Raw genomic sequence first — 18,472 nt, 5'->3', positions numbered from 1 at the left:
ATTTGCATGATCTTGACAATTCTTGTTCACAAATAATAAAATAGGTTTGTATTTACTTGGTGTATCATAACTTTTTGTGATTTGCTCACTCGTTGCCTATGAAACAACTGAACAACCGTGCGAAAGCAGTACGGATTCAGCGGACCGAGTAAAATCGGTCTTGTTTTTTAGCCGAATGTTCAAATGTGAGAGCACTCCATGAAAAACAAATGCTTGGAAAGCGGGGAGATGTCTTACAATAAGGAGGTGAAACGAAAAAGCCTATGGATCCTATAATTACTGTTGTCATTGTGCTCGTTGCCCTGCTGATCGGCTTGGGTGCTGGCTACTTCACTCGTAAATCGATTGCGGAAGCGAAGATCTCCAGTGCAGAAGAAGCTGCACGACAGATCGTGGAGGAAGCCAAACGGGACGCCGAGGCCGTTAAGAAGGAAAAGGTGCTGGAGGCAAAGGATGAAGTGTTCAAGCTTCGATCCGAAGCGGAAACTGAATTGCGTGAGAGACGCAATGAGATCCAGCGTCAGGAACGACGAATTCTACAAAAAGAAGAATCGTTGGACCGCAAGATGGAGCAGTTGGAGCGCAAAGAAGAAGAATTGTCCGAGCGTGACCGTGCCATCGCAGAACTGCAAAGCAAGGTAGAGCACTTATATAAAGAACAAGTATCAGAGCTAGAACGAATCTCCGGCTTGACGCAGGATGAGGCGAAGACGATCATTCTCACAGATGTGGAGAATACCGTCCGTCACGAAATGGCTGTGATGATCAAGGAGATTGAGACTCAAGCCAAGGAAGAAGCGGACAAGCGTGCTCGTGAGATCATTACGACCTCCATTCAACGTTGTGCAGCCGACCACGTAGCAGAAACAACCGTTTCCGTGGTTACGCTGCCAAATGATGAGATGAAGGGACGTATTATCGGACGCGAAGGACGTAACATTCGTGCCTTGGAAACGTTGACTGGTATCGATCTGATTATTGACGATACTCCAGAAGCAGTCATCCTGTCTGGCTTCGACCCGATTCGTCGAGAAATTGCCAAGACAGCGTTGGATAAACTGGTCGCAGATGGTCGCATTCACCCAGCTCGCATCGAGGAAATGGTGGAAAAAGCGCGTCGCGAAGTAGACGAGCGAATCCGTGAATACGGTGAGCAAGCAACGTTTGAAACAGGCGTTCACGGCTTGCATCCGGATCTGATCAAGATTCTCGGACGCTTGCGTTATCGTACAAGCTACGGTCAAAACGTACTGAAGCACTCTATGGAAGTGGCACATCTCGCCGGTTTAATGGCGGCAGAACTGAAAGAAGATGTGAAGCTGGCCAAACGTGCAGGTTTGCTGCATGATATCGGAAAAGCGATTGACCATGAAGTAGAAGGTTCACACGTTGAAATCGGTGTTGAACTGGCTAAGAAGTACAATGAGCATCACGTAGTAGTGAACAGTATTGCGTCTCATCACGGTGATACCGAACCAACTTCCGTCATTGCTATGCTCGTGGGAGCTGCTGACGCTCTGTCTGCCGCACGCCCAGGTGCACGCCGTGAGACATTGGAAACATATATCAGACGTTTGGAGAAACTGGAAGAAATCTCTGAGTCGTTCGATGGCGTAGAAAAGTCTTATGCGATTCAAGCAGGACGCGAAATTCGCGTGATGGTTCAACCTGATAAGATTGACGATGCGGAAGCTACCCGTCTGGCACGGGATATCACGAAACGAATTGAAAATGAACTTGACTACCCTGGTCATATTAAAGTAACGGTTATCCGTGAAACACGGGCAGTTGAGTATGCAAAGTAAAGTGGCTGCGTGCCACTTTACTTTTTTTATCGCACATCAATTGCTTGCCGAAGTCAAGTTTTCTAATGAGCAGAGGAATTGTGTATACTAGCAATGAGGTGATTTGGTAATGAAGTTGTTATTCATTGGAGATATTATGGGCTCGCCTGGCAGAGAGATCGTGAAAACATATCTGCCGTTACTAAAACGAAAATACAATCCTACCTTTATCGTAGCGAATGGAGAGAATGCTGCGCATGGTCGCGGGATTACAGAGAAAATTACCAAGGAGCTTTTCGAATGGGGGGTTCAGGCGATTACGCTCGGGAATCATACGTGGGACCAAAGAGAAATTTTCGATTTTATTGATGATGAGCCGCGGATGATCAGACCCGCGAACTTCCCAGAAGGAGCTCCTGGAAAAGGGATTACATATATCAAGCAACCTGAAGGGGAACTAGCGGTTATTAATTTAATGGGGCGTACGTTCTTGCCACCGCTTGACTGTCCGTTCCAAATGGCTGACAAGCTGGTAGAGCAAGCACGGAAGCGTACGAAGCTCATTTTTGTAGACTTTCATGCCGAAGCCACATCGGAAAAGCAAGCAATGTCATGGTATCTCGATGGGAAGGTAACAGCCGTCGTGGGGACACATACCCATGTGCAAACCGCTGATGAACGGATTTTGCCTCAAGGAACCGGATTTTTGTGTGATGTAGGAATGTGTGGCCCAAGTAATGGCATTTTGGGGATGGAACGCGAAGCTGTTATTAAGAAATTTTTGACGCAGCTCCCTGTTCGTTTTGAGGTAGCGCCAGATCCAGCACAGTTGAATGCGGTGCTGATTACCCTAGATAAAGCGACTGGGCATGCGAAAAAAATGGAGCGAATCAGAATTGACTCTGACCATCCGTTTATGGAATAATGGGAATAAGATTAGAATTTTTTGAATCTTTCAAGCAAGTTAGCAGGAATTTTTAGGGGTTATGCGAATATCATTCTAATGATGACAGGATTCCTATCAGACGGGAGGTTCAAAAAGGATGGAAGTATTAAAAGTTTCAGCAAAGTCTAACCCCAATTCCGTTGCTGGTGCCCTTGCCGGAGTTCTTCGTGAACGAGGAGCGGCTGAGATTCAAGCCATTGGCGCTGGGGCGCTTAATCAAGCTGTGAAGGCAGTAGCAATCGCACGAGGGTTCGTAGCGCCGAGTGGAGTTGACCTCATTTGTATTCCAGCCTTTACCGACATCGTGATTGATGGAGAAGAGCGAACTGCAATCAAATTAATCGTAGAACCCAGATGATACAACTGCAAATGCTTCACCTGCCTGTTTGTTCGAAGAATGAACAGGTTTTTTCGTTTGTCTAGAAGTATTACCTCCGAGGTTATCGAACAGAAGGAGCGTTTCCATATGAAAATCTTTGATGCGCAATTGCGATGTATTATGCTAGCTATGGTAAAATCCCGATCTGGACTTTTATAAAGAAGACAAGCTCTTACATTCTGGTTTTACCGCTCTTGAAAACGGGAATGTAGACATACAAGTGCTTGCCTGTTTTGTCCCTTCTCAGGTGCCGTTTGGACGACGTTTTCATACAGTACTAGAGATGATCGATATTTTTTATCAAAAGGTGGCGAGTGATAAGTTCCGTCCCATTTTTACAAAGGGAGATTTGGCAGAATGCGTATTAAAGGGACAGAAAGGGGCTATTCTGTTTGTAGAAGGCGCGCATGCATTAGAAGAGAGCCTCGTTCAGCTGCGCACGTGGTTCCGGCTTGGCGTACGAGGGATGACGCTGACCTGGAATCATGGCAATGCCCTAGCGAGTGGAAATCACTCTCGCAATTTGACGGACGAGCAAATTCAAGCGTTAATCGCCAATGATGGAGCGATCGGCTTGACGTTTGTAGACTTCTTTACCGTATCGGAGAAGCGCAAGGTCTGGATTGATGACTTGTTGCTCCACTTGGATCACATCTGCGCATTGGGTGGCGTAGACCACGTAGGTTTTGGCTCCGATTTCGATGGGATTACCGAGACGTTTGGAGACATGCATCCGCAGCAGATTACTCCCAGTTACTAGAAGCTTTGTTAAAACGTTATAAAGAGGCGGAAGTATTGAAATTTGTGCAAGGAAATTGGTTGCGTGTTTTCGGAAACGTGCTACAATAAAGCATGAGGATATTAATGTACCAAGTTCAACATTAAAATTCAGGTCAAAAGTAAGTTGAGTAAAAGCACTTGCAATTTGACATGGACAGGACTACAATTGTTACTGTCTATGCACAGAAATGTCACATCTTATCAGTCTTTTCAAGGTGTGATAGGCAGCTTTTCTCACAGTCACTGAAAGGGTGGAATCTGAATGATTAGTCAACTTTCCTGGAAAGTTGGAGGACAGCAAGGGGAGGGCATCGAGAGTACTGGTGAGATTTTCTCGATGGCGATGAACCGGATGGGGTACCATCTGTATAGCTACCGTCACTTCTCTTCCCGTATTAAGGGTGGACACACGAACAATAAAATTCGCGTGAGCACAACGCCAATGCGTGCGATCTCTGACGATCTGGACATTCTCGTAGCGTTTGACCAAGAGACGATCGATTTCAATGCGCATGAGCTTCGTGAAGGCGGTATCATTATAGCGGATGCGAAATTTAATCCTAAGTTGCCGGACGGCTTGAAGCCAGTTCGCTTCTTCACTGTACCACTGACTGAGATCGCTGATGAGCTGGGAACTTCCCTGATGAAAAACATGGTGTCGATTGGTGCTTCCAGTGCCATCCTCGGCATTTCAGTGGAAAGCTACCGTCCCATCGTTGAAGATATGTTCCTCCGCAAGGGCGAAAAAGTGGTTGAAAAGAACATGGATGCCATTCGCCGCGGTTTTGATTTTGTAAATGAACTGACTGGTGGTCAACTGCCTGAGTTCCAAATGGAAAAGGCTGACCCACAAAAACAACTGTTCCTCATCGGTAACGATGCGATCGCTCTGGGTGCTGTAGCAGCAGGCTGCCGTTTCATGCCAGCTTACCCGATCACACCTGCTTCCGAGGTAATGGAATACTTGATTAAAAAGCTGCCTAAATTGGGCGGTACGGTTATCCAAACAGAAGACGAGATTGCTGCTGTAACAATGGCAATCGGTGCTAACTTCGCGGGTGCTCGTTCCTTGACTGCTTCTGCAGGTCCTGGTCTGTCCCTGATGATGGAAGCAATCGGTCTGGCTGGTATCACGGAACAACCAGTTGTAATCGTGAACACACAGCGTGGTGGCCCATCTACCGGTATGCCTACCAAAATCGAGCAATCCGATGTGAATGCTATGATCTATGGTACACATGGTGACATTCCAAAAGTAGTTATCGCACCAAGCACAGTAGAAGAGTGCTTCTACGATGCAGTTGAAGCGTTTAACATTGCGGAAGAATACCAACTGCCTGTTATCCTGATGACAGACTTGACACTGTCCTTGGGCAAACAAACAGTAACTCCATTTGACTACAGCAAAGTAGAAATCCGTCGCGGAAAACTGCTTGCTGGACAAGAATTGCCAGAAAAAGAGCAAAACGACCTGTTCAAACGTTATGAAGTAACAGAAGACGGCGTTTCTCCTCGTGTTATTCCTGGTCAAAAATACGGTCTGCACCATGTAACTGGTGTTGAGCATGATCAAACGGGTCGTCCATCTGAAAATGCTGCAAACCGTATTCAACAAATGGATAAACGTATGCGTAAAATGGAAGGCGTCCTGAAAAACTTCAAAGGCGCTGTAACAGCAGATGCTCCTCACGCTGATGCGGATGTTCTGGTTGTGGGTATCAACTCCACAATTGGTACGATTCAAGAAGCAAAAGGCCGTCTGGAACAAGAGGGAATCAAAGTAAACCATGCACAAATCCGTTTGCTGCATCCGTTCCCAACTGAAGAAATCAAAGCACTCGTGGACAAAGCGAAGAAAGTCGTTGTTGTTGAGCACAACATCCAAGCTCAAGTAACAAACCTGCTCAAACAACACGTTGGAAACGCTGAAAAAATCGAATCCGTGCTTAAATATGACGGTAACCCATTCCTGCCGAAGGAAATCTATGCTGAAGTGAAGGAGCTGGTAAAACATGGCGACTATGAAAGAGTTTCGAAATAACGTTAAGCCAAACTGGTGCCCAGGCTGTGGAGACTTCTCCATCCAAGCGGCTATTCAACGCGCCGCAGCAAACGTAGGCCTGGAACCTGAAAATCTGGCGGTTGTTTCCGGTATCGGTTGCTCTGGTCGTATTTCCGGCTACATCAACTGCTATGGTTTCCACGGTATTCACGGACGTTCCCTGCCAATCGCACAAGGTGTGAAAATGGCGAACCGCGAGCTGACAGTTATCGCAGCAGGTGGTGACGGGGATGGTTTCGCGATCGGTATGGGCCATACTGTACACGCTATCCGTCGTAACATGAACATCACGTACATCGTAATGGATAACCAAATCTACGGTCTGACAAAAGGTCAAACCTCCCCGCGTTCTGCGACTGGTTTCGTGACCAAGTCTACACCGGCAGGTTCCATCGAGTCCTCCATTTCTCCAGTTGAACTGGCGCTGTCTGTAGGTGCGACATTCGTTGCTCAATCCTTCTCCAGCGATCTGAAGGGCTTGACTGAACTGATTGAAAAAGGTATCCAACACGAAGGCTTCTCCTTGATCAACGTGTTCAGCCCTTGTGTGACCTACAACAAGGTAAACACGTACGACTGGTTCAAAGAGAACATCGTACCAGTAGACACGATCGAAGGATACGATCCACATGACCGTATCAAAGCAATGTCTACCTCTATGCAACACAAAGGCCTGATTACAGGTCTGATCTACCAAAATACTGAGCAAAAACCTTACGAAGCTCTCGTAAATGGCTTCAAAGAAGAAGGTTTGGCTAACCAAGATATTCGTTTGTCTGAAGAAGACTTCGAAAAATTGGTTAAAGAATTTGCTTAAGTTTGATAGAGTGAAAAACCTCTCCTTAACGGGAGAGGTTTTTTTGTTACAGGCGATCGCGCCACTGCCTGTACACGAGCATGACAAGGAAAAAGACAACCAATTGACCGAAGAGTGGATACAGGAAACGGAGAAGCGAGCTAAACCCGATAAAACTGATCAAATAGCAAATGAGCAAAATCCCGAGTATAATAGTCGGACCTCGAAGGGGGATAACTTGTCTAATCTGTTGGGTTAGACCAAATACGTTTGCCACAAGAGTCGAGAAAATTTCGGCATATACCAATAGGGAGAACAAAAAGGGAATAGTTGGTCCTAAGCCTTGCAGCACAGCGATCATGGGCATTTCCGCGTGATGGATTCCCGGCATTTTCACAGACAGAGAAGCGTAAGCGAGCAAGAGCAGAAGGCCGATTCCCAACCCTCCTATGATTCCCCCCAGAATAAGAGGCTTCTCGCTTGTGCTCTGTCTGCCCATCGGAATCAAAACCGCTTGTGTAAGTGTGACATTTAAGGCAACATAATAAAAGGGAGAGCTAAGCCACGCCCAAGGCCGTAACGATTCAACGACGACACTCGTATCTAACCATGGCTTCGTATAAAGGAAGACAAGTACAGTAAACCCAATGAGCATTGGAACAAAAATGCTGTTCACGTGATGGATGGCAAACAGCCCTTTTTTCGTCACGAAAAAAATCAAAATCATGCTAAACCAAATGCCGATTTGGGGGGATAATCGAAAAGACTCCCAAAAAATCGCACCGGTAGCAGCGAGCATGACGGAGGTAGTGCCTAGCAATACGGTTAGAAGCAAGGTATTAAACACAGTGCCAAACGGATGCCCAAATAAATAGATGCTGACCGCTTGATAGGAATCGGCCTGAATCCGATAGGCAATCAGCATGACGCGGATGCCGGCCCAAATAAACAGCGTCGTCGCCAGAATGATGCCAACTAAGCCTTGTGTTCCATATTGAACAAAGAACTCTACAATTTCTTTGCCTGAGGCAAAACCAGCTCCTACGACTGTCCCAATATACGTAAAAGCGATCTGCCATGCGGCTCTCCATGTTCCTTGCATCTCAGACCTCCTGTCCCACCTTATTCCATCCTATGAGAGGGAGTGAACCGAATATGCGCATTACTGTGTTAGGCTATCAATCTCCTTATCCTGGCCCAGGTGGTGCTACTCCGGGTTACCTGATTGAGACAGAGCGTGTCAAAATTCTTCTCGACTGCGGCAGCGGTGTTCTTGCGCAGCTAGGCAAGCATTTACCCATTTATGAGCTAGATGCCATGCTCTTATCTCACTATCATCATGATCATGTTGCGGATGTAGGAGTGATGCAGTACGGTTTGATGGTTCATCAGTTATTTGGCCAAAGACCTACTGACAAGCCACTTCCGATCTACGCTCCTGCGTTACCAGTTGTCAATGCTCAGACATTGGTGTATCGAGAAGCGACCACATTTACCCCAATCACCGAAGAAACGTCTGTTACCATTGGGGACGTCGTGATTACTTTTTTACGGACAGACCATGGCGACGGTGATCCATGCTACGCCATGCGCTTAGAAGCAAACGGACGTGTTCTCGTATACGGAGCTGACAGTGGACCAGGGACAGCTTGGGAGGGCTTTGCAAGTCAAGCGGATCTGTTTATTTGCGAGGGGACGTATCTGGATTACAATTTACCAGCGAAGCCAAATGGGCATCTGTCTGTTCGCCAAGCAGCAGAATTGGCACAATCCCTATCGTGCCGTTCTTTATTAGTTACGCATTTGTTTTACGGCTATGATGAGTCGCAGGTAATCGCGGAGGCGCATGCCTTTGTCGCAGGTCCAGTCTATGCCGCGCGAATCGGTCTGCAAATCGATTTATAACGTTGTTTGTGTACATAGAGAGGAGAGTTGACTTTGTTTCCTAATGTATTAGAAGTCGCACGCAAGTTAATCCGTGAACGCGTACAAGCAGGAGAAACAGTTGTAGACGCCACGATGGGGAATGGAAATGACACCTTATTTCTTGCGCAATTGGTGCAAGAAGAAGGGAAAGTAATCGCCTTCGATATCCAGCCACAGGCGATCGAGAAAACGCGAGAGAGACTTGAGAGAGAAGGTCTGGCAAGCAGGGTAGAAATGAAGCTCGCCAGTCATGAGGAAATTGACAAGCTGGAGATTAGTGCCGCGGCGATCATGTTTAATTTGGGTTATTTGCCGGGTGGAGACAAAGAAATCACCACACAAGCGAGCAGTACCATTCAGGCGATTCAATCGGGGTTGAGGGTGCTCAGACCAGGGGGAATCATGACAGTCATGATTTATTGGGGGCACCCGGCAGGAGAGACAGAAAAAGAGGCAGTGGAAGCATTTTGCCACGAGCTAAGTCAATTAGATTACTTGGTTTTAAAATACCAATATATCAATCAGCAAAACCAAGCACCATTTTTACTGGCTATCGAACGCAGGGGACAATAAAGAAGAACGCAACGGGATCCTTTCCCGGGCAAGTGCAGCATCCGACATCATTCCTGTGAGAAAGCAATAATTTGTCGGGTCGCCGACAGGTGTACAAAAATAGGCACGCTCTTGCCCTTTCTGGCACATACCCTATGTAGAGCAATGTGGCAAGGGGGATCAACGTGGACAGAATCGGAATAATGTTGGATTGGGCCCTTATGGAGAAAGGAATTCATGGCATCAAGTCATATGAGCGTCTGCCTTATTATGTCGAAATCGGTAAAGAGCTTGGATTGGAGCCTGTTTTTTTCCATCCGCGGCATGTGAAGCCAGGAGATGAGCGGGTCAAGGGATATTTTTGGAACGGAAACCGACTCGTTTCACAGCTGGTTTCGGTCCCGCGAGTCATCCACAATCGTGTTTTGACAGGGGATTCAAAAGCACGGAATGTCATTCGAAGATTGAGCCAAAAGAAGACAGTATTCAACGGCTTGGTTGTACGAGATAAGAGAAAAGTACATCAGATGCTCTGGAAAAACGAACAGATTCGCAGCTATCTGCCCCATACAGTGCCTTATTCCATGGAGCAGTTGCGTCTGTTCTTGGATAAGTACCAGGTGGTGTACGTCAAGCCTTCAATTGGATCTGTTGGAATTGGGGTAGCACGTATTGAACGGCACGGAGGCAATTATCACTTCATTGCATCGAAAAAACGTCAGATCTTATCTCGTTCGCAAATACTCTCCACGGTGCGACGTTGGGTCGGTAACAAAAGATTTTTGATCCAGCGAGGAATTCCTTTGGCGCGCTATGGAGGCAAAACATTTGATATTCGTGTTTCGGTGCAGAAAAACAAAGAGAAGCAGTGGACAGTTAGCGGGATGGTTGCCAAGGTCGCCAATAAGAAAAACAAGCTCAGCAACCTCTCGCGTGGTGGGACAGCAGTACCGTTTGCGGAAGCTTTGGCACCGATTTTTCCTGAGGTAAAACAACAACAAGCGGTCATGGATAGAGTAGGCATAGCGGCGGTGGAAATTGCGAAGCAGTACGGTCGGCATTTTTCATCACTAGCAGACTTAGGGATGGATATGGGAATTGACGAGCGAGGCAATCCGTATTTAATTGAAGTCAATGTGCGTGATCAACGCTATTCTTTTTTCAAAGCAGGAGAGAAGGCGATGTTTAAACAAACGTACCGTCATCCACTGGAGTATGCCCAGACATTGCTCGTGGAAAAAAAGAAACGGAAACATCAGCTCCTAGCGCCGAGCCAATTGGTTTAAGGAAGAACGCAGAAGAATTTGAAAAAGACGGTGGCATTTATTGCCCCGTCTTTTCGTATACGGTGATCTACGATTCTGCCGGCTGTTGTTGGTCAGCCAAAGGAAAGGGCAGATTGCGAAAGTGACGATATACCAAAGCCAAAATCGATTTTCGAGTCAAAATTCCTTGGAAATAGTGCTCGTCGTCTTCTATACAGACAAAAGGGTGATTAATGGACACTTCTAATGCTTTCAAAAATTCATCGGTGTCACGCAATCGAGGGACCTTCGTATCCATCACATCATCTACAATATGTTCGGACATACGCTCAGTCTCGAAGCGCTCCAAACCAAGAGTCTTATTCATGATCATATTCGTGCTGATTAACCCATGCAAACGATACTGATGATCCAGTACAGGAACGGCTGAATAGCCGGACTTGATTAGGACTAGCAGGGCGTGCTCAAGCGAATTACCTAGCTGCACATGTGCGACCTTTGTGGACGCGATTATGAGATCTTTGATCGGAATATGTAACAAAGGGATCTCTTGATTCATTCAGATCCACCACCTTTTCTTTCTGTCTTCTAAAGCAGTAAGAACTGCCTGTGGTCCCCTTCTATGATACCGTAAGAGAGGTACAAACGGTAGGGCTACATTTAGAAAACTTGGCGTTGCCAAGGCTTCACCTCCACGAAGAAAAATTTACTCTGCAATCGGCGGTGAAAACTGCATTTCCTAGCAAACGGCTGGCGATGTTGACGTTAACTATCTCTCATCAGAGACGCGGATTGAACGGAACGGTTTTCAAACGCAATTTTTGCAACTGGTGGAAGAGCAGGGATTGGATGAAGCGTTGGAAGTTGTTTCTTCGCTTGTTTATTTGAAGTGGTTTGTGACTACTTACTTGTGAATAAATGGAAAAACGTTGATATGGCGCACTAATTTTCCGAAGTCATTTGATAATAAGTAGAAGGATCGCATCAATTCAACAACTCCTGTTCTTATTTTTCTTGAACAACCAAAAACAGTTCCTTATTGGAAAATTCAGTAATAATCGCTTCTATGTTGAACTATACAAACCTAATCCAAATTAAACTAATGCAGGAATTATATTGAATAGGAAATCAATCGTAAGTTGCGTCGTCGCTGTTGCCATCGGTCTCTTTTCTGTGGTTCCTGCTGCTTTGGCGGAGGATATTTCTCCTTCCGCAATCTCTAAAGAGGCAAACTCCGCACTTTTTTCATGAGACATGGGTTTCTTTTGGCAGTAATTAGATTTAAGCTGCACCCCAATTGTTAGGCACAACTAAAGTCCAGTTTTACAGGTCAGACATAGAGGAGATGGTAAAATTATCCAGGGATTCAACAAAGATGGTGGGATGGTCTTCGTGGTTGGTGCAGATGGATTAGTTACAGTAATCGACACTGTTAGTGGAAATATACATGCTGGTCTTGACGTATGCACGTGGGGGTAGGCTCCCCAGTGACAAGACGTTAAGGAGAATTTTTCCGACGTCAACACGCTTGAGATTCTTGATAACGTAGAAAGAATACCAATTCAGTCTTAGAACTACAAAGAGGCCCCGTCCAGTGAGCGTCACATTGGCCCGACTGCTCAGGATTTCCAAGTGGCCTTCGGAGTAAATGGAGAGGATAATCTACATATCTCAAGCATAGATTTGCAGAGGATAGCCTTGGCTGCTATACAAGGCTTAAACGAAAAACTCAGGGATGAAAATGCTCAGTTACATGCGAGTTTAGCTAAACTCGAGGAACGTCTATCCGCCGTTGAGGCCGAGAGCTAAAGTTAAAAAACATGGATCTTATTGAGTTAACTAGATCGATAGCTTAACAAAGTAGCGGCGAGTCTAAGACTGATATGCTCCCCATACGGTAGTCTGACGACACTAAAATACTAAGTATTTAGCGTGAGATTAGCATGTGAAAGTATAAACCCATGTAGGAAATGTTGTTTTCCTACATGGGTTTTGTAATCATTATTGCTAGTTATTATCAATAGAGTCCAGCACTAATTTACCTCCCTCTAAAACGATTGAGAGTTTCACTTTTCTGTACATGAAAAGTGAATTTCATGTACCTAATGCGAAAAGAACTTCATAACTTTTTGTGGGAATATCAATCACTTTCTGAATTAAAAAGACTTACTAATTTTCTAGTCTTTCTTTTTCTTTAGAATGGAAATTTTTTATTCATAGAGTTAAATCTTTTTGATCAACTCCACAACTTGCCTACTGGAAAGGGTGGGGGGCGCTTCGTACCCGAGCCCTTCATTGGCTAACCGATCGCAAAAAATTCGGCAGCCTTTCTGCGCAATATGGATGTTTACTCCAATATTTCAATTCCAACGTCAATCATTCTCTCGTCTCCTAGAAAGTCAATGACAATTTTGGCTCTTTTCTTTCGCCGATTCACTTTTTTTATTATTCCTTCTTTTCCGGCAAGGGGACCTTTCTTGACGGTAATTTTGGAGTCGGTAATCTTTAAGGTTGAATATCCAAGTACCCCGTCTGTGTCCAGCATTTTTAAAATCGGAATGATTTCTGCTTCTTCGATTTCGGACACTTGCAGTAAACCATCCGATCGTTGTCTTGTCTGCTTATTATTATTTAGTAGCCTGAAAGTTCTAGGGGTTTCTTTAAGGTCGTAGTATGTCTTTGTGTCCATATTCGTTTGGATGAGTAGATAACCCGGAAACATAATTTTTAAAGGGTGGGTAATAAGACCCTGTTTTCGTTCAGGAAGCCTTCTTTTCGGTACAACGGCCCTTAATTGGCGAGAAGAGAATTTCTCCGAAAGAAATTTGGCCACTCGTTCTTCGTATCCGGTCTCTACATAAAGGGCATACCAATTCATCAATTCCCTCCTCGTAGTGTGACATAATTCTAGTAAAATTTACAGGATTCGACTTTTGTGGTACAATTAGATTATAATTCAGTAAACTATCTTTGTACATAGTCCCAGACGGCACGAACTAATCGTTGTTGCGGCACGTTAGTTTGCTTTGGATTCAGAATATTGGATGCATTTTTTGCTGCTATATAGCCGCGAAATGTCTCGTCATGTCCATTTTTGGGTGGTGGTCATCATTGCAGTGGCGTTCATTCGAGAAATGCATCGTGTTGAATAGGCCCGATCTAACCATGAACGCTGGGCTAAGCTTCGTTCATATCGGCGAGGATAAGGAACCTGGGATAGATCCGCTTATATTCGGCCTCGACGAAATGGAAGAATGTCAAAAATTGACATTTCATGTCGGAAAGAGAAATTATTTGTTAGGCAGAACAGCTGCCAAACGAGCGGCTTCGACAATGATGAGCCGGTTTGATTTAACAAAGATAACCATTAGCCGGGGAGTCTTCGGACAGCCAGTTCTTCATACCGGCAGCTCGGATAAATTAGCGGTCAGCATTTCTCATTGCCAATGCATGGGAGCTGCTATTGTTTTCCCAGAAGGGAGCCCAATGGGAATCGATGTGGAAGCCATCAATCCGTCTAGAAACGAAACAATGGCCAGTCAAATGACAGTGGCGGAGATGGAGAGCGGCGCAACTGTTATTAGCAACAAAGAATTTTTATTAACGTTGTTGTGGTCCAGCAAAGAGGCGCTGTCAAAGGTGCTTCGAACGGGACTTACCATCCCGTTCGAATTGCTAGAGATCGAAACGATTCAGACTTACGACGGGTTTTATGTGAGTACGTTCACGCATTTTCCGCAATACAGCGCCAAAACATACTTGACTTGCGGCTACGTCTGGTCAATCGTAGCCCCTCGCAAAAGCGAGTGGCATTTAGATCCCTTGGAAATGCAAAATTATTTTCTGGCATTCGATTGCGGCTGCCGTAAACAAAGTGCAACTATAAAATAAAAACCGTGTTTATAGAAAAAAATGATGCTCGGCTCCACTTAGTGGGGCTTTTTGTTTTGGGTTTTGCTCCTGAAGGGAGAGTTAGCTGCAATGAGCGAATCCTATCAGATCCATACCATTTCTACTAGCTATCTCAATGAATTGTCCAATTACAATTATTTAATCGTCGATAAAGCGACAAAGCTGGCTGCTCTTGTAGATCCTTCTTGGGAACTCGATCGAATTTTGACGGTAATCGAGGGGCTGGACGTTAAGCTGCATGCCATTTTGTTAACGCATTCTCATTTTGATCACGTCAATCTTGTGGAATTGCTAAGTGTACGATATGGGCCCGATGTGTACATATCAGCCAAGGAAGCGCAGTATTACGCCTTTTCTGCGCCCAATTTACATACGTTTAACGATTTAGATACCATTTCGCTGGGAAACACCACGATTACCTGTATGCTTACGCCGGGCCATACTGCCGGAAGCGCCTGTTATCGATTATCCGGTTGTTTGATAACAGGAGATACGCTATTTATCGAAGGCTGCGGCAGATGCGATACAACCGGCGGAAATCCGGATGATATGTTCGATAGCTTGCAAAAAATACGAGACACCGTGCCGATCTACGCCAGAGTCTATCCTGGACATTCATACGGGAAAGAGCCTGGATATCCGCTTTGGTATTTATTGGAGAACAACATCTATTTTCACCTTGTGAATCGTGCGCAATTCATTTCGTTCCGAATGCGTCATGCTCAAGGCTATGGCTCGGATGCGAGAGAGAGACGAAAGTAAAACGGAGGGGACAAATGGAGAAAAAAGTCGTGTTTATGTTCTCGGGTCAAGGCTCCCAATATTATCACATGGGTGAGACGCTCCTAGCTGAGGGAGATGTATTCGAAAAATGGATGACCCGGCTGGATCAAATTGCCGAACCGTTAGTTGGCCGATCCATCATGCAGCTGCTCTATGACCCTCGACATTCGAAAGCAGAATCTTTCGATAGGACGCTTTTTACTCATCCGGCTCTTTTTATGGTGCAGTACGCCTTGGCACAAGAGATGCTTCATCACGGAATCTTTCCTGATTATGTATTGGGCAGCAGTCTCGGGGAATTTGTCGCGGCCGCTGTCTCCAATATTATAGACCCGGAGCAGGCCCTCATTGCTGTCATCAAACAGGCTCAAACCTTTGAGATGAGTTGTGAAAGCGGTGGGATGCTGGCCGTATTGGATGATCCGCGCACCTTTCGGGATAACCCGCTCTTATATAACAACACCGAGCTTGCAGGAGTTAACTACGATGGGCATTTCGTGATCGCAGGCGGCAATGTGGGCTTGGACGGCATTCATGCGCATTTGAGGGATAAGGGTATTGCTTCCGTTCGGCTTCCTGTCTCCTACGCGTTCCATTCTAGGGGAGTTGATCCAGCCGAAAGCGCGTTTATCAGTCATCTTCGTACTTTATCGCTTCAAAAACCGGTCGTTCCTTTTTTGTCCGGCATGACTGGAGAATTGGTTGAAGCTTTGAGGCACGAATACTTCTGGGATGTGGTCAGGCAGCCGATGAGGTTTCGAGAAGCAGTAATTGCTATGGAGCGGGAACAGCCGGCCGTTTATTTGGATTTGAGCCCTTCAGGGGTGCTCGCAAATTTCACGAAACGTCTCTTTAAGGACGATTCAAGCTCTGAAAGTGCCGGGCTTCTGACGGTATATGGTTTTGACTTTGAGAAAATGAATGAGCTCAAGCGAACGATCGCAAGACCAAATGACTCGATTACGGGAGGGAAAGACGAAACCATGATCGCATATCTTTTTCCAGGACAAGGCTCGCAGCACGTTGGCATGGGGGAGGGACTTTTTGATGAATTTCCGGATATGACTGCAAAGGCGGATGCCATTCTTGGTTATTCGGTAAAGGAGCTATGCCTGAACGATCCGAAGCATGAGTTGAGCAATACCGCTTTTACCCAACCGCTTCTATACACCGTCAATGCTCTGATGTATATGAAGAAAAGTAAGGAAACAGGCAGACGTCCCGACTTTGTAGCCGGTCATAGCTTGGGCGAGTATAATGCCCTGTTTGCGGCAGAAGTTTTCGATTTCGAAACCGGACTGCGTCTCGTTAAGAAGCGGGGCGAGCTGATGGCCCTGGCTACAGGCGGAGGAATGGCGGCAGTAATCGGCATACAAGCGCAAGAGGTTGAAGACATTATTCGCCGGAATGGACACTTGGAAATTGACGTTGCCAATTATAATTCGCCCGTGCAAACCGTCTTGTCAGGGCGTAAAGACCATATAATAGAGGCGCAGCGCATTTTTGAACAGGCAGGAGCAGGGATGTACATTCCGCTTAATGTCAGTGGTGCATTCCATTCCCGGTATATGAATGAAGCGAAGAAAGAATTCGAGCAATTTCTGAATAACTTTATCTTCAGGGAGCCTATTATCCCTGTCATCGCAAACGTGTCTGCTCGTCCGTATCGGTTCAACGAAATCAAACGCAACTTGACTGAGCAAATCACAAGCTCCGTCAATTGGACGGACACCATTCGCTATTTAATGGGAAAAGAGGTAGAGCTGTTCGAGGAGGTTGGGCCGAAGGATGTGCTTACAAAGCTGACGGAGAAGATCCGGCAGTCGAGTTCTCCGTTATTCGTAGAGGAAGAAACGCCGGGGGAGTCGAGCACAAACGAACAGCTGGACGATCTGCCGTTCGTTGACAGGGAATCGGTCTCCATGCCGAGCACCCGGAAGACGATCACTGCAGATTCGCTTGGAAGTCCGGCGTTCAAGGACAGGTACGGTCTGAAATATGCCTATGTTTTGGGCGCGATGTACAAGGGGATTGCCTCGGCTGAAATGGTTGTGAAAGCCGGAAAGGCCGGCATGCTCTGTTTCTTTGGTTCCGGAGGACTAAGGATTACGCAAATCGAGGAAGCGATTCGGGACATTCAGCGCCAATTACGCGGCGGCGAGCCCTATGGAATGAATTTTCTTCACCATCCGGATAACCAGGCTCTCGAAGAAGCGGTTGCTGATCTTTACTTGAAGTACGGCATAACCGTAATAGAGGCTTCTTCCTTTATTACCATGACTCCCGCGCTCATTAAATATCGGGCGAAGGGACTGACAAGAAGAGCGGACGGAACGGTGGAGATTCGAAACAAAATTATCGCCAAGGTTTCCAGACCCGAGGTCGCATCCAATTTCCTAAGGCCGGCACCGGAGCGGATCATTGAGAGGCTTGTTCAAGAAGGTAAAATCACGCAGGAAGAAGTTCGCTTGCTGCAAATGGTGCCAGTTGCCGACGATCTGTGCATCGAAGCGGATTCGGGCGGACATACCGATCAAGGCAGCGCGTATGTGCTCATGCCGACATTGATCAGGCTGCGTGACGACATGGTACGCGAACATGGTTATACGAGCGAGATTTCCGTAGGTGCTGCCGGAGGGATCGGAACTCCTGAGGCTGCGGCTGCCGCGATATTGCTAGGTGCGGATTTCCTTGTGACCGGTTCCATTAACCAATGCACGGTGGAGGCTGCGACTAGTGATGCCGCTAAAGACCTTCTGCAGCAGGCGAATGTGCAGGATACCGATTATGCGCCGGCGGGCGATATGTTTGAAATCGGCGCCAAGATACAGGTTTTAAAGAAGGGCCTGTTTTTCCCCGCAAGAGCGAATAAATTGTATGATCTGTACCGGCATTTCAACGCCTTGGAAGAAATAGACGAGGCGACAAGGGAGCGTCTTCAGGATAAGTTTTTCCATCGTTCCTTTGAAGAAATCTATCAGGAAGTTATAGCACACAAATCTCCTGCCGAAATCGAGAAGGCGGAGCGTAATCCAAAGCATAAAATGGCGCTTATATTCAAGTGGTATTTCTCTTATTCGACGCGGTTGGCGATGACGGGTAGCAAGGAACATAAGGTAGATTACCAAATTCATTGCGGTCCTGCGCTCGGAGCATTCAATCAATGGGTGCTGGGCACGGAGTTGGAGCATTGGAGAAACCGTCATATCGATCAGATTGGAGAGATGCTGCTGAATGAAACGGCAGCCCTGTTGAACCACCGAATTTCCGAATTGGTTGGCAATTGA

The 18,472-nt window shown here is 46.2% G+C and carries 15 protein-coding genes; 12 read left to right on the top strand and 3 right to left on the bottom strand.

All coding sequences use genetic code 11. The annotated features are described in order from the left end of the window. Positions 1 to 263 precede the first annotated feature (263 nt). From rny to C7R94_RS11010, 6 genes are all read left to right on the top strand, one after another. Complete coding sequence (rny, locus tag C7R94_RS11035) at positions 264 to 1,805, top strand: ribonuclease Y (protein WP_007719154.1); 1,542 nt, start codon at positions 264 to 266, stop codon at positions 1,803 to 1,805. 109 nt (positions 1,806 to 1,914) lie between these two features. After that, positions 1,915 to 2,709: a TIGR00282 family metallophosphoesterase gene (locus C7R94_RS11030; RefSeq protein WP_106780939.1), complete on the top strand. Its 795-nt coding sequence runs from the start codon at positions 1,915 to 1,917 to the stop codon at positions 2,707 to 2,709. Between the two features lie 118 nt (positions 2,710 to 2,827). Then, a complete protein-coding gene (spoVS, locus tag C7R94_RS11025; protein ID WP_003385776.1) occupies positions 2,828 to 3,088 on the top strand; it encodes a stage V sporulation protein SpoVS in 261 nt (86 codons plus the stop codon). 166 nt (positions 3,089 to 3,254) lie between these two features. Beyond that, positions 3,255 to 3,869 (top strand): dipeptidase, encoded by a 615-nt coding sequence (locus tag C7R94_RS11020; protein WP_275051359.1) that lies wholly within the window; start codon positions 3,255 to 3,257, stop codon positions 3,867 to 3,869. Positions 3,870 to 4,151: 282 nt separating this feature from the next. Beyond that, positions 4,152 to 5,930: a 2-oxoacid:acceptor oxidoreductase subunit alpha gene (locus C7R94_RS11015; RefSeq protein ID WP_047067763.1), complete on the top strand. Its 1,779-nt coding sequence runs from the start codon at positions 4,152 to 4,154 to the stop codon at positions 5,928 to 5,930. Then, positions 5,902 to 6,768: a 2-oxoacid:ferredoxin oxidoreductase subunit beta gene (locus C7R94_RS11010; RefSeq protein WP_047067761.1), complete on the top strand. Its 867-nt coding sequence runs from the start codon at positions 5,902 to 5,904 to the stop codon at positions 6,766 to 6,768. Before C7R94_RS11015 ends, C7R94_RS11010 begins: the two co-directional genes overlap by 29 nt. Before the next feature lie 46 nt (positions 6,769 to 6,814). Here C7R94_RS11010 and C7R94_RS11005 read toward each other — a convergent pair whose 3' ends face one another. Beyond that, positions 6,815 to 7,849, bottom strand: a complete 1,035-nt coding sequence (locus C7R94_RS11005; RefSeq protein ID WP_106780937.1) for a YkvI family membrane protein — start codon at positions 7,847 to 7,849, stop codon at positions 6,815 to 6,817. Between the two features lie 53 nt (positions 7,850 to 7,902). Between C7R94_RS11005 and C7R94_RS11000 the strand changes: the two genes are divergently transcribed. The 3 genes from C7R94_RS11000 to C7R94_RS10990 all read left to right on the top strand — a co-directional run bounded on the left by C7R94_RS11000 (position 7,903) and on the right by C7R94_RS10990 (position 10,511). Then, on the top strand, positions 7,903 to 8,652 hold the full coding sequence (locus C7R94_RS11000) for an MBL fold metallo-hydrolase (protein WP_106780935.1): 750 nt from the start codon (positions 7,903 to 7,905) through the stop codon (positions 8,650 to 8,652). Positions 8,653 to 8,685: 33 nt separating this feature from the next. Next, positions 8,686 to 9,246 carry a tRNA 5-(aminomethyl)-2-thiouridylate-methyltransferase MnmM gene (gene mnmM / locus C7R94_RS10995; protein ID WP_106780932.1) on the top strand — a complete coding sequence of 187 codons (561 nt, stop codon included), beginning with the start codon at positions 8,686 to 8,688 and terminating at the stop codon, positions 9,244 to 9,246. 164 nt (positions 9,247 to 9,410) lie between these two features. Continuing rightward, entirely contained in the window at positions 9,411 to 10,511 is a 1,101-nt protein-coding gene (locus C7R94_RS10990) for a YheC/YheD family endospore coat-associated protein (protein WP_106780930.1), read from the top strand. 67 nt (positions 10,512 to 10,578) lie between these two features. Here C7R94_RS10990 and cbpB read toward each other — a convergent pair whose 3' ends face one another. After that, the gene (cbpB, locus tag C7R94_RS10985) at positions 10,579 to 11,049 is read right to left on the bottom strand and encodes a cyclic-di-AMP-binding protein CbpB (protein ID WP_047067754.1); all 471 of its coding nucleotides are present in this window, start codon (positions 11,047 to 11,049) and stop codon (positions 10,579 to 10,581) included. A 1,788-nt stretch (positions 11,050 to 12,837) separates the two neighbouring features. Further along, entirely contained in the window at positions 12,838 to 13,368 is a 531-nt protein-coding gene (gene loaP / locus C7R94_RS10980; protein ID WP_106780927.1) for an antiterminator LoaP, read from the bottom strand. 416 nt (positions 13,369 to 13,784) lie between these two features. Between loaP and C7R94_RS10975 the strand changes: the two genes are divergently transcribed. The 3 genes from C7R94_RS10975 (at position 13,785) to fabD (ending at position 18,472) form a co-directional block, all read left to right on the top strand. Further along, complete coding sequence (locus tag C7R94_RS10975) at positions 13,785 to 14,381, top strand: 4'-phosphopantetheinyl transferase family protein (protein ID WP_158264672.1); 597 nt, start codon at positions 13,785 to 13,787, stop codon at positions 14,379 to 14,381. A gap of 90 nt (positions 14,382 to 14,471) precedes the next feature. Continuing rightward, complete coding sequence (locus tag C7R94_RS10970) at positions 14,472 to 15,164, top strand: MBL fold metallo-hydrolase (protein ID WP_106780923.1); 693 nt, start codon at positions 14,472 to 14,474, stop codon at positions 15,162 to 15,164. 14 nt (positions 15,165 to 15,178) lie between these two features. Then, positions 15,179 to 18,472: an ACP S-malonyltransferase gene (fabD, locus tag C7R94_RS10965; RefSeq protein ID WP_106780921.1), complete on the top strand. Its 3,294-nt coding sequence runs from the start codon at positions 15,179 to 15,181 to the stop codon at positions 18,470 to 18,472.

The organism is Brevibacillus sp. NRRL NRS-603, assembly GCF_003013445.1.
Lineage (GTDB): Bacteria > Bacillota > Bacilli > Brevibacillales > Brevibacillaceae > Brevibacillus > Brevibacillus formosus.
This window is presented reverse-complemented; position numbering and strand designations above follow the sequence as displayed.

Coding starts and splice junctions, on each gene's coding strand:
- rny (WP_007719154.1), top strand. CDS start 264: ATGGATCCTATAATTACTGTTGTCATTGTGCTCGTTGCCCTGCTGATC.
- C7R94_RS11030 (WP_106780939.1), top strand. CDS start 1,915: ATGAAGTTGTTATTCATTGGAGATATTATGGGCTCGCCTGGCAGAGAG.
- spoVS (WP_003385776.1), top strand. CDS start 2,828: ATGGAAGTATTAAAAGTTTCAGCAAAGTCTAACCCCAATTCCGTTGCT.
- C7R94_RS11015 (WP_047067763.1), top strand. CDS start 4,152: ATGATTAGTCAACTTTCCTGGAAAGTTGGAGGACAGCAAGGGGAGGGC.
- C7R94_RS11010 (WP_047067761.1), top strand. CDS start 5,902: ATGGCGACTATGAAAGAGTTTCGAAATAACGTTAAGCCAAACTGGTGC.
- C7R94_RS11005 (WP_106780937.1), bottom strand. CDS start 7,849: ATGCAAGGAACATGGAGAGCCGCATGGCAGATCGCTTTTACGTATATT.
- C7R94_RS11000 (WP_106780935.1), top strand. CDS start 7,903: ATGCGCATTACTGTGTTAGGCTATCAATCTCCTTATCCTGGCCCAGGT.
- cbpB (WP_047067754.1), bottom strand. CDS start 11,049: ATGAATCAAGAGATCCCTTTGTTACATATTCCGATCAAAGATCTCATA.
- loaP (WP_106780927.1), bottom strand. CDS start 13,368: ATGAATTGGTATGCCCTTTATGTAGAGACCGGATACGAAGAACGAGTG.
- C7R94_RS10970 (WP_106780923.1), top strand. CDS start 14,472: ATGAGCGAATCCTATCAGATCCATACCATTTCTACTAGCTATCTCAAT.
- fabD (WP_106780921.1), top strand. CDS start 15,179: ATGGAGAAAAAAGTCGTGTTTATGTTCTCGGGTCAAGGCTCCCAATAT.